At 68.6% G+C, this 11,398-nt stretch carries 10 protein-coding genes; 6 read left to right on the top strand and 4 right to left on the bottom strand.

Annotated elements, in window-relative coordinates; genetic code table 11:
• Positions 1-14: 14 nt before the first annotated feature.
• Both lolB and AC6LKG_RS09100 read right to left on the bottom strand, forming a co-directional pair.
• Positions 15-575, bottom strand: coding sequence for a lipoprotein insertase outer membrane protein LolB (gene lolB / locus AC6LKG_RS09105; protein ID WP_498164052.1), 561 nt, complete (start codon positions 573-575; stop codon positions 15-17).
• A gap of 38 nt (positions 576-613) precedes the next feature.
• Positions 614-2,500 carry a tetratricopeptide repeat protein gene (locus tag AC6LKG_RS09100; protein WP_498164016.1) on the bottom strand — a complete coding sequence of 629 codons (1,887 nt, stop codon included), beginning with the start codon at positions 2,498-2,500 and terminating at the stop codon, positions 614-616.
• Here AC6LKG_RS09100 and mutM point away from each other — a divergent pair.
• The 4 genes from mutM (at position 2,499) to AC6LKG_RS09080 (ending at position 6,551) form a co-directional block, all read left to right on the top strand.
• Positions 2,499-3,326 (top strand): bifunctional DNA-formamidopyrimidine glycosylase/DNA-(apurinic or apyrimidinic site) lyase, encoded by an 828-nt coding sequence (gene mutM / locus AC6LKG_RS09095; RefSeq protein ID WP_054428959.1) that lies wholly within the window; start codon positions 2,499-2,501, stop codon positions 3,324-3,326. The two genes, AC6LKG_RS09100 and mutM, sit on opposite strands and share 2 nt — an antisense overlap.
• 226 nt (positions 3,327-3,552) lie before the next feature.
• The gene (locus tag AC6LKG_RS09090; RefSeq protein ID WP_049076171.1) at positions 3,553-4,506 is read left to right on the top strand and encodes an MBL fold metallo-hydrolase; all 954 of its coding nucleotides are present in this window, start codon (positions 3,553-3,555) and stop codon (positions 4,504-4,506) included.
• Positions 4,507-4,635: 129 nt separating this feature from the next.
• Positions 4,636-6,315, top strand: a complete 1,680-nt coding sequence (locus AC6LKG_RS09085) for an FAD-dependent oxidoreductase (RefSeq protein ID WP_498164015.1) — start codon at positions 4,636-4,638, stop codon at positions 6,313-6,315.
• A gap of 17 nt (positions 6,316-6,332) precedes the next feature.
• Positions 6,333-6,551: a DUF2783 domain-containing protein gene (locus AC6LKG_RS09080; protein ID WP_498164014.1), complete on the top strand. Its 219-nt coding sequence runs from the start codon at positions 6,333-6,335 to the stop codon at positions 6,549-6,551.
• Here the strand turns inward: AC6LKG_RS09080 and AC6LKG_RS09075 are convergent.
• On the bottom strand, positions 6,517-7,434 hold the full coding sequence (locus tag AC6LKG_RS09075) for a LysR family transcriptional regulator (RefSeq protein WP_498164013.1): 918 nt from the start codon (positions 7,432-7,434) through the stop codon (positions 6,517-6,519). The two genes, AC6LKG_RS09080 and AC6LKG_RS09075, sit on opposite strands and share 35 nt — an antisense overlap.
• A gap of 165 nt (positions 7,435-7,599) precedes the next feature.
• Between AC6LKG_RS09075 and hmgA the strand changes: the two genes are divergently transcribed.
• Both hmgA and fahA read left to right on the top strand, forming a co-directional pair.
• On the top strand, positions 7,600-8,898 hold the full coding sequence (gene hmgA / locus AC6LKG_RS09070) for a homogentisate 1,2-dioxygenase (RefSeq protein WP_498164012.1): 1,299 nt from the start codon (positions 7,600-7,602) through the stop codon (positions 8,896-8,898).
• Positions 8,899-9,016: 118 nt separating this feature from the next.
• A complete protein-coding gene (gene fahA / locus AC6LKG_RS09065) occupies positions 9,017-10,336 on the top strand; it encodes a fumarylacetoacetase (RefSeq protein ID WP_498164011.1) in 1,320 nt (439 codons plus the stop codon).
• Positions 10,337-10,346: 10 nt separating this feature from the next.
• Here fahA and yihG read toward each other — a convergent pair whose 3' ends face one another.
• Positions 10,347-11,261 carry a 1-acylglycerol-3-phosphate O-acyltransferase, YihG family gene (yihG, locus tag AC6LKG_RS09060; RefSeq protein WP_498164051.1) on the bottom strand — a complete coding sequence of 305 codons (915 nt, stop codon included), beginning with the start codon at positions 11,259-11,261 and terminating at the stop codon, positions 10,347-10,349.
• Positions 11,262-11,398: the final 137 nt, after the last annotated feature.

Here is an 11,398-nt window from a genome sequence, read left to right as displayed (position 1 = left end):
ACGGGCCAGCGGCTTCAGGGCTGGTTGACGACCAGGCGCACCATGATGCGGCGGCCGGGCTCCAGGCGTTCCAGCACCAGCATGCGCGGGCCCAGCGTGTCGTAGCGCGACAGCCGGGCGCGCCAACCGCCCTGCTCGAAAGCCACCGGCCGGCCAAGATCATCGGTGGACACCTCGGTGGCATCGGGTTGCCCCGGCAGCCTGCCACGCAACCAGTCGCGCAGGCCGGACACCGGCATGCGGCTGCCCAGGGCATCCTCCGCCAGGGCGTCGGGGTTGTCGGCCACCAGGCGGGTGCCATCGGCCTTGGTGAGACTGGCCGCGCCCGGCCGCCCCTCGACCCGCGCCTCGGTGGAACCGAGCGGGTTGGTCAGGTCCAGCACATAGCGGCGGCCGTCGTCCGACCAGGAAAAACCTCCCTGTACCGCGCTCTGCTTGCCGCCTTCTTCGTTGACGGTGATGGCGAACCGCCCGACCCGCGAAAAGGCATCGGCCGCCGTGCCTTCGATGGGCTTGGGGGTGGTGGTGCAGGCGGCCAGCACGAATGCCAGCAAGGCCAGCAGCGCCCAGCGCATCCACGCCAGGCCATGGCGCGCGCCGCGCAGCGCTGCCGTCACAGGGTGACCCCAAGGCGCTTGATGACCTCGAGCACGGTCGGGTTCTTGGGGTCCTTCCGGACCGCGGCCCGCAGCAGTTCGACCGCCTGGTCGCGCTTGCCCTGGGTCCAGAGCACCTCGGCCAGGTGGGCGGCGATGTCGGCCTCGGGCCGCACGCTGTAGGCGCGGCGCAGGTAATCGGCGGCCGCGGCCTGGTCGCCCATGCGGAATTTGACCCAGCCCATGCTGTCCAGGATGAACGGGTCGTTGGGCGAGAGTTCCAGCGCCTGGGTGATCAGGTCCAGGGCCTCGGGCAGGCGCTGGTTGTGGTCGGCCAGGGTGTAGCCCAGCGCGTTGTAGGCGTGGGCGTGTTCGGGATCCAGGGCGATGACCTGGCGCAGCATGCGTTCGAGGTCGGCCAGGCGGTCCTGGCGTTCGTACAGCATGGCCAGCTCGTATTTGATCTCGACGGTATCCGGCAGCGCCTGGTCGGCCGCCTCCAGCACCGACACGGCCTGGCCGATGCGGTCGGCATCGCGCAGGATCTGGGCCTTGGTCAGCACGCCCAGGGTGCGTTCTTCCTCGTCCTGGGGCGCGGCGGCGTCGACCATCTTGATAGCGTCGTCGACGCGGCCGGACTTGGCGCGCAGGGCGGCCTGGCGCATGCGCGCCGAGAAACGCAGCGAGGGGTCGTCGATGCGGCCCAGCTCGGCGATGGCTTCGTCGTACTGGCCCTGGTCTTCGGCGATGCGCGACAACAGCACATGGGCATCGGCCGCGGCGGCGCCGGCATCGGTGGCGCCCGGCACGATGGCGCGCTGGCGCTGGTTCTGGACTTCGAGGTACTGCTGCAGCAGCGTCTTGGCGCGCGGCAACTGGCCGGCCTTGTAGGCCAGTTGGGCCTGCATGAAGAGCAGGTCGAAATCTTCGGGCGCGCGGCGCGACATGGCCTGCAATTCGGCCAGGGCGCCGTTGTAGTCGCCGGCGTCGGCCATCTGGCCGGCCAGCATCAGCCGCACCTTGCGCGCGTTGGGATTGCGGTTGATATAGGCGCGGGCATCGGCCTGCGCGCGTTGCGGGTCGACCTTGGCGCCGTATTCGAGCACGCGCTGGGCGGCCGGCTCGGACTTGGGATCGGCGGCCAGGGCGGCGCGGGCCTCCTGGGCGGCGCGCGGGTAGTCGCCAGCAGCCGAGGCCACGTCGGCCAGCGCCAGGTGGGCGGCCGGCAGCTTGCGCACGCTGTCGCTCAAGGCTTCGTCGAGAATGCGCAGCGCCAGGCGGCGGTCGTTCAGGCGGCTCAGCACCGCCAGCGCCTGGCCGATGGCGGCCGGCTTGTCGCGCGAGGACTCGATACGGTTGCGCAGCGCCTGCGACAGGCCCTTGGTCTGGCCATTGGCGGCGGCAAGCGCCAGTTCGGTGGAGCTGGCCTCGAGATCGTTGGGCGACAGCCGGGCCCAGACGCGGGCCGCGTCCAGCGCGCCCGGCAGGTTGCCGCCGGCCAACTGGAACTCCAGGCCGCGGCGCGCCAGGCGGGGATCGCCCGTGTCGCGGGCCAGGCTGACCATGGTGCTGGCGGCGGTGCCGTACATGCCGCGCTGGGCAGCGATTTCGGAGGCCAGGACGCGATAGAAGATGTCGGCGGTCAGGGTGACGTAGGGCAACTTGCCCGGCCGCAGGCGGATCACCTCGGTTTCCGGTTGGCGATTCGGCGGCGCCATGCGGGGGCCGGTCGCATCCCGCGTCCGGCTGTCGGCGGCCTGGGCTTGAGGAGCCAGGGCGGAGGCCAACGCAAGCGCCAGCGCGGCAATCCCGATATTCATTTGTTTGAAAGACGACTTCACGCGGCCCGTCCGGTTGATGGCACAATCTTCGTACACGCAATTGATGATCTTACACTGGCTCATGCCGGAACTGCCCGAAGTTGAAACCACGCGTCGCGGAATCGACGCCGTCATCACCGGCCGCCCCCTCACGCGGCTGGTCGTCCACGAGTCCCGGATGCGCTGGCCCATCCCGGCCGACCTGCCCGCCCTGGTGGGGGGCCGCACCGTGCTGGAATGCGGCCGCCGCGGCAAGTACCTGCTGCTGCGCTTCGACCACGGCACCCAGATCGTGCACCTGGGCATGTCGGGATCGCTGCGCAGCGTCGCCCCCGGTGAATTCCTGCGCAAGCACGACCACGTCGAATGGATCTTCGACCAGGCCGTGCTGCGGCTGCATGACCCGCGTCGCTTCGGCGCGGTGCTGTGGCACCCCGATGCGGACGGGCCGGTTGAAAACCATCCCCTGCTGGCCAAGCTCGGCATCGAGCCGTTCGACCCGCGCTTCGACGGCGCCTGGCTGCACCACCACTTCAAGAACCACGGCGCCGCGATCAAGCAGGTGCTGCTGGCCGGCATGGCGGTGGTGGGCGTGGGCAATATCTACGCCTCCGAAAGCCTGTTCCGCGCCCGCATCAACCCCAAGACCCCGGCCAATAAACTGTCGCGCGCCCGCTGCGACCGTCTGGCGGACATGGTGCGCGCCACCCTGGCCGACGCCCTGACCTCGGGCGGCAGCACCCTGCGCGACTACGTCGGCGCCACCGGCGAGCCTGGCGCGTATTTCGAGATCCACGCGGCGGTCTACGAGCGCGCCGGCCAGCCCTGCCGGGTCTGCGGCACGCCGATCAAGCGCATCGTCCAGGGCCAGCGGGCCACCTATTACTGCCCGAAGTGCCAGAAGACCTGAACACGCACGCCGGAATACGCAATCCCCTGAGGCCGCCCCCGGCCTGAAAGGTTCCCCTCCGGGCCGCCCTGCGCGGCCCGGTTGTGTTTGGGCGGACGCCGCGAATCCAAGGGAAATCCCTGGCAAAAAGGGTCGATTCGTTTATAGCAAACGTATTGCACAACCACTAATGCCAAGCTATAGTCCGTCCACATACCCTATTCCTATAAAAGTGGAAGGAGCCTCCATGAGCAAGCAATTCGCCTCGCACGCCGACCTGGCCGACAAGGTCGTGTCGTTCGAAAAGCTGTCCGACAACGCCTATGCCTACACCGCCGAAGGCGACCCCAACACGGGCGTGATCATCGGCGACGAGGCCGTCATGGTGGTCGACACCCAGGCCACGCCGGTGATGGCCCAGGACGTCATCCGCCGCATCCGCGAGGTCACCGACAAGCCGATCAAGTACATCCTGCTGTCGCACTACCACGCGGTGCGCGTGTTCGGCGCCTCGGCCTACAACGCCCAGGAGATCCTGGCCAGCCGCGACACCTACGACCTGATCGCCGAGCGCGGCGAGCAGGACAAGGCCAGCGAGATCGGCCGCTTCCCGCGCCTGTTCCGCAACGCCGAATCGATTCCCCCCGGCCTGGTCTGGCCCACCATGACGTTCAAGGGCGAGATGACCGTCAACCTGGGCAACCTGGAAGTCAAGCTGCTGCAGGTCGGCCGCGGTCACACCAAGGGCGACACCATCGCCTGGCTGCCCGAGCAGAAGATCCTGTTCGCCGGCGACCTGGTCGAATACCAGTCCACCCCCTACTGCGGCGACGCCTACTTCCGCGACTGGCCCAGCACGCTGGATGCGCTGTCGGGCTTCGAGGCCGAAAAGATGGTGCCCGGCCGCGGCCCGGCGCTGAAGAATGCCACCGAAGTGCGCCAGGGCCTGGCCGGCACGCGCGCTTTCCTGACCGACCTGTACGGCGCAGTCAACCGCGGCGTGGCCGAGGGCAAGGACCTGAAGACGATCTACCGCGAGGTCTACGACTTCATGAAACCGCGCTACAGCGATTGGGTCATCTTCGACCACTGCATGCCGTTCGACGTGTCGCGCGCCTACGACGAGGCCACCGGCCACGTCCATCCGCGCATCTGGACCGACAAGCGCGACCTGGAAATGTGGGCCCAGCTGGAGGGCTGATCCCGCGCGGCCGGTCCGCCGGCCGCGGTTGCACCGATTGAAACGGCGCCGCACGGCCCGCCGGCCAGCGGCCGCGGGCAGCGAGCGGCGCCGCGCATAAAAACAAAATGACCCACACAGGAGACAACCGTGGGAGACATCGACTTTCAGGCGATGGAGTTCGCCTATGAAAAACACGCCGACCAGGCCGCCGCGACGCAGGCGCGCCATCCGGTGGTGGTGGTGGGCGCCGGCCCGGTCGGCCTGACCACGGCGCTGGACCTGGCGCGCCAGGGCGTGCGGGTGGTGGTGCTGGACGACGACTACCGCCTGTCCACCGGCTCGCGCGCCATCTGCTTTTCCAAGCGCACCCTGGAAATCTGGGACCGCCTCGGCGTCGGCCAGCGCATGGTCGACAAGGGCGTGTCGTGGAACGTGGGCAAGGTGTTCTTCCGCGACCAGGAAGTGTGGCGCTTCGACCTGCTGCCCGAGCCCGGCCACCGCCGCCCCGCTTTCATCAACCTGCAGCAGTACTACGCCGAAGGCTATCTGTACGAGCAGGCGCGCCAGGAACCGAACATCGACCTGCGCTGGAAGAACAAGGTGGTGGGCCTGGAACAGGCCGACGACGGCGTGGTGCTGTCGATCGACACGCCCGAAGGCGGCTACGCGCTGCATGCCGACTGGCTGGTGGCCTGTGACGGCGCCCGTTCGCCGGTGCGCAAGCTGATCGGCCAGGAAAGCCACGGCCGCATCTTCCGCGACCGCTTCCTGATCGCCGACGTCAAGATGAAGGCGGACTTCCCGGCCGAGCGCTGGTTCTGGTTCGACCCGCCCTTCCACCCCAATCAATCGGTGCTGCTGCACATGCAGCCCGACAACGTCTGGCGCATCGACTTCCAGCTGGGCTGGAACGCCGACCCGGTCGAGGCCGTCAAACCCGAGAACGTGCTGCCGCGCATCCGCGCCCTGCTCGGACCGGACGCGCAATTCGACCTGGAATGGGTCAGCGTCTACACCTTCGCCTGCGAGCGCATGGACAAGTTCCGACACGGCCGCGTGGTGTTCGCCGGCGACTCGGCGCACCGCGTCTCGCCGTTCGGCGCGCGCGGCGCCAACAGCGGCGTGCAGGATGCCGAGAACCTGGCCTGGAAACTGCGCCTGGTGCTGGCCGGCCACGCGCCCGAATCGCTGATCGACAGCTACGCCGTCGAACGCGAGCATGCCGCCGACGAGAACATCCTGAATTCGTCGCGCGCCACCGATTTCATCACGCCCAAGAGCGACATCAGCCGCAGTTTCCGCAACGCGGTGCTGAACCTGGCCCGCACCCATGCGTTCGCGCGCACGCTGGTCAACAGCGGCCGCCTGTCGCTGCCCGCCACCTACGTCGATTCTCCGCTGAACAGCCCCGACAGCGACATCTTCGCGGGCCGCATGCGGCCCGGCGCGGTGGCGCTGGACGCGCCGGTGCGCGGGTCCGGCGACTCGCCGTGGTGGTTGTCGCAGTTGGGCGCGGGTTTCACGCTGGCGCTGTTCTGCGGCGACACCCCACCCGACGCCCGGACCCTGCAGGCCCTGCGCGCGCTACGCCTGGCCGCCGTGCCGGTCTCGCCGGTGCTGGTGACAAGCCCCGGTTGCGACACCGCCGGCTGGCCGGATGACCTGGCGCGGGTCGTCGACGTCGAGGGGCTGCTGGCCCAGCGCTATGACGCGCTGTCGGGCACCGCCTACCTGATCCGCCCCGACCAGCACATCGCCGCGCGCTGGCGCGCCTTTCAGCCCGACGCGGTGGCGTCGGCCGTCAACCGCGCTATCGGCCGCGCCTGAATACGGAGGCTCTTTCCATGCTGATTACCGAAACCAACCTGGCCGCGCCGGACGACTTCTACGAAGCGCTGATCGACGCCCACCGCGACCTGAGCAACGAACAGAGCCAGGAAATGAACGCGGCGCTGATCCTGCTGCTGGCCAACCACCTGGGCGATATGGCGGTGCTGCGCGAGGCGCTGGCGCAGGCCCGCGCGTCGGTCACCCCGGCGGCGCCCCCACCGCAAACGCATTGACGATCAGGGCGCGCAACCACTGGTTGCCGCCGTCGCGGTCGTAGCGGCGCTGCCAGTACATATTGGTCTGCAGCGCCGGCACCTTCACCGGCGGTGTCATGTAGCGCAGGCCGAATGGCTGCGCGGCGCTCGCCGCCAGCTTTTCGGGCACGGTCGCCAGCAGATCGGTGGCGCTGACGATGTACGGCACGGCCGAGAAATGCGGCACGCTGAAGTGCTCGGCCAACGGCACGCCGGCCCGCTCCATCGACTGGTTGACCTGCCCGTAGGGCGCCGCCCGCGACACGATGAGGTGACGCTCGGCGCGAAACGCCTTCAGCCCCATGCCGGGGTGGGCTGTGGGATGCGCCTGGCGAAAGAGCGTGGCGTACCCCTGCCGGAACAACATGCGCTGCAAGGTGCCCGCCCCCATCTCGTCGAAGGCGCCGATGGCCAGGTCGACCCGGCCCGCCTCCATCTCGCGCGGCAGATCCGCCCCCTGCACCCGCACCGAATCGATGCGCACCTGCGGCGCGACCTGCACGCAGACCTCCATCAGGCGAGGCATGAAATGGATCTCTCCGACGTCGGTCATGGCCACGCGGAAGCGCCGCGTGCTGGTGGCGGGGTCGAACGCCTCCTGGTCCTGCAATGCCTGCGACAACAGCGCCAATGCCTCGCTGACCGGACCGGCCAGCCGTTGCGCGCGCGGCGTCGGCAACATGCCCTGGGCCGTGCGCACGAACAACTCATCGCCGAACGCGAGCCGCAGCCGGCGCAGGGCGTTGCTGACCGCCGGCTGCGACAGGTCCAGGCGCCGCGCCACGGCGGACAGGTTGCGGTCCTCCAGCAGATGCTGGAACAGGATCAGAAGGTTCAGGTCGACGTCGCGCAAGTCCGCCATCAGGCACCCCTACTATTCACAAAATTTATAGTTGCTATTTTTGCATTCCCGTAGCCATGGCGGGGGATTTTTCCGACAATGGCGTATCGGCGCCGGACCATTCCACCCGGCGCGCCACGACCAAGACCGCGCGGCCACGCATCGCGCGCCACCCAGGAGGATTCCATGGAACTGCATTACCAGACCGGTTTCGGCAACGACTGTGCCACCGAAGCCCTGCCCGGCGCGCTGCCGCTGGGCCGCAATTCGCCCCAGCAATGTCCCTATGGCCTGTATGCCGAGCAGTTGTCCGGCACCGCCTTCACCGCGCCGCGCAGCGAGAACCGCCGCTCCTGGCTCTACCGCATCCGCCCGGGCGCGCAGCACAAGCCGTTCGAGCCGTTTGCCGGCGTCAAGGGCTGGGAAAGCACGTTCGGCCAGGGCCCGGTCACGCCCAACCAACTGCGCTGGAGTCCCCTGCCCATCCCCACCGCGCCCACCGACTTCATCGAAGGCGTGAAGACCTGGGGCGGCAACGGCGGCCCCGATGAGCAAAGCGGCGTCGGCATCCACCTGTATGCCGCCAACCGCTCGATGCAAGGCCGCTATTTCTACAACGCCGACGGCGAACTGCTGCTGGTGCCGCAGCAGGGCCGCCTGCGCCTGGCCACCGAACTGGGCCTGATCGACCTGGAGCCGCTGGAGATCGCCGTGATTCCGCGCGGCGTGCGCTTCAGCGTGCAACTGCTGGACGACAGCGCGCGCGGCTACATGCTGGAGAACTTCGGCGCCGCGCTGCGCCTGCCCGAACTGGGCCCGATCGGCTCGAACTGCCTGGCCAACGCCCGCGACTTCAAGACGCCAGTGGCCTGGTACGAAGACGTGGAAGGCGACTTCGAACTGATCGCCAAGTTCACCGGCGGCTTCTGGCGCGCCGCCATCGGCCATTCGCCGCTGGACGTGGTGGCCTGGCACGGCACGCACGCGCCGTACAAGTACGACCTGCGCCACTTCAACACCATCGGCTCAATCAGCTACGACCATCCGGACCCGTCGATCTTCACGGTGCTGACCGCGCCGTCCGACACCCCGGGCACGGCCAACATGGACTTCGCCATCTTCCCGCCGCGCATCCTGGCCATGGAAAACACCTTCCGTCCGCCCTGGTTCCACCGCAACGTCGCCAGCGAATTCATGGGCCTGATCCAGGGCGTGTACGACGCCAAGGCCGATGGCTTCGCCCCCGGCGGCGCCAGCCTGCACAATTGCATGAGCGGCCACGGCCCCGACGCCGAGACCTTCGAGAAGGCCTCGCGCGCCGATACCAGCACCGCGCACTACATCCGCGACACCATGGCCTTCATGTTCGAGACGCGGCGCGTGATCCGCCCGACGGCGCAAGCCTTGGCCTCGGTAGAATTGCAGGGCGACTATTACCGGTGCTGGCAGGGCCTGCAGAAGCATTTCGATCCCGCCAAGGCGTGACTGGTTTCTTTCCCGTCACGCCCGCCCACGGCGATGCGCGCAAGCGCATCGCCGTTTGGCTTTGGATTTTTCCGGCGCCCGCCGCGCCCTTATAAACACATTGAACGAGACATTCCTCATGACCACCGCCATCAACGAAACCCACGACCCGTCGCTCAAGAGCTGGATTGCCAGCGCCAACACCGGCGCGTCGGACTTCCCGGTGCAGAACCTGCCCTACGCCGCGTTCCGCCGCAAGGGCTCGCAGGAGTCGTTCCGCCCGGGCGTGGCCATCGGCGACCAGATCGTCGACCTGGCGGCGCTGGCCGCCGCCAAGCCGTTCGAGGGCGCCGCCGCCGAGGCGCTGGCCGCCTGCCAGGGCGACAGCCTGAACGCGCTGATGGCCCTGGGCCAGGCCCACTGGAGCGCGCTGCGCCTGGCGCTGTCGCGCGCGCTGCGCGAAGGCGCCGCACTGCGCGCCACGGTAGAGCCGGTGCTGGTGGCCCAGGCCGACGCCGAATACACCACGCCGGCCCGCATCGGCGACTACACCGACTTCTACATCTCGGTGCACCATGCCACCGCCATCGGCAAGCAGTTCCGCCCCGACAATCCCCTGCTGCCGAACTACAAATGGGTGCCCATCGGCTACCACGGCCGCGCTTCCAGCATCGGCGTGGACCAGAAGTTCCCGCGTCCGGTCGGCCAGACCCGCCCCGCCAACGAAGGCGAGACGCCGCAGTTCGGCCCGTGCGCGCGGCTGGACTACGAGCTGGAATTGGGCATCTTCGTCGGTACCGGCAATGCGCAGGGTGAGCGCATCGCGCTGGCGGATGCCGATGCGCACGTATTCGGCCTGTGCATCCTGAACGACTGGTCGGCGCGCGACATCCAGGCCTGGGAATACCAGCCGCTGGGCCCGTTCCTGTCCAAGAACTTCGCCTCGACCATCTCGCCGTGGATCGTCACCATGGAAGCGCTGGAGCCGTTCCGCACGCAGTGGAACCGCGGGCCGTCCGAGCCGCAGCCGCTGCCGTATCTGGCCTCCGACGCCAACCGCGCCAAGGGCGCCTACGACGTGCAGATGGAGGTGCTGCTGACCACCGAACAATCGCGCGCCGGCAATCAGGCGCCGGCGCGGTTGTCGCGCAGCAATTTCCGCGATGCGTACTGGAACGTGGCGCAGTTGATCACGCACCATACGGTCAACGGCTGCAACCTGCAACCGGGCGACATGCTCGGCACCGGCACGCTGTCGGGCCCGCAACCGTCGGAAGCCGGTTCGATGCTGGAACTGAACCACGGCGGCAAGCAGCCGATCGAGCTGCCCTGGGGCGAGAAGCGCACCTTCCTGCAGGATGGCGACCAGGTCATCATCCGCGCCGAATGCGTCAAGGCCGGCTACCCGCGCATCGGCTTCGGCGAATGCTCGGGCACGGTACTGCCGGCGCGGATGTAAGCGCCGCCGGTCAGGATCGGGGCGTGGCGGCCGCATCGGCCGTCAACGCCTCGATCTCGTCGTCCTTGGCCTGCCACTGCCGGCCCAGCCAGTGGTGAAATTCGGTGCGGAAGGCCTTGTCGCGGCTGTAGTCGGCTTCGCAAAAGGCCGGCGGCACCGGCACCTGGCGCATGCGAACGCGCACCGTGCCCATGCGGCCGCAGGCCATGTCCCAGAAGCTGGGCACGCCCGCCGGATAGGCGATGGTGACATCGATCATCGAGCGAAAGCGCGTGCCCATCGCGTTCAACGACACCGCCAGACCGCCCGCCTTGGGCTTGAGCAAGTGGCGGTACGGCGAGCCCTGCGCGTCGCGCTTGGCCGGGGTGAAGCGCGTGCCCTCGGCGAACACCATCACGCTGGTCGGCACCAATGAAAACTTCTGGCAGGCGCGGCGCGCGGTTTCCTGGTCCTGGCGCCCCAGCGCCGGATTGCGCCGCAGGTCGGCCTTGCCGTGGCGCTTCATGAACGGAAAATCCAGCGCCCACCAGGCCAGCCCGATCACCGGCACGTAGAGCAACTGCTGCTTGAGGAAGAACTTCAACAGCGGGATGCGGCGGTTCAGCGCGCCTTGCAGCACGAAGATATCGACCCAGGACTGGTGATTGCAGTTGACCAGGTACCAGTCGGCATAGCGCAATCCGGCGTTGCCGCGCACGTCCCAGGGCGTACGCTGGATGCGGGTGAACCAGGCGGTATTGACACTGATCCAGGCCGTGGCGATGCCGTTCAGGAGCGGATCGAGGCGGCGCCGGGCCGCGGCAAACGGCAGCGCCAGTTTCAGCAGCGCCACCGGGAACAGCAATAGGCACCAGAACAGCGTGCTGACGCCGATCATCATCACGCTGAACATGCCGGTCAGCCAGGCCAGGCGGCCGCGCGGCACCGGCCAGCCACGCCAGCGCGTGGCCGGTGCGGATGCGGGCGCGTCGCCTGCATCGGCGGCGGGGGGCCGGATCGGGCCGGCGAGCGGATCGGGAAAAGTCATGAGCGCGAGTGTGCGAGGACTGGCCGCGGGCCGGT

The sequence above is a fragment of the Achromobacter sp. 46006 genome (assembly GCF_059761975.1).
The sequence above is the reverse complement of the archived record's forward strand: the minus strand, read 5'-3'. Positions and strand labels throughout refer to the sequence as shown.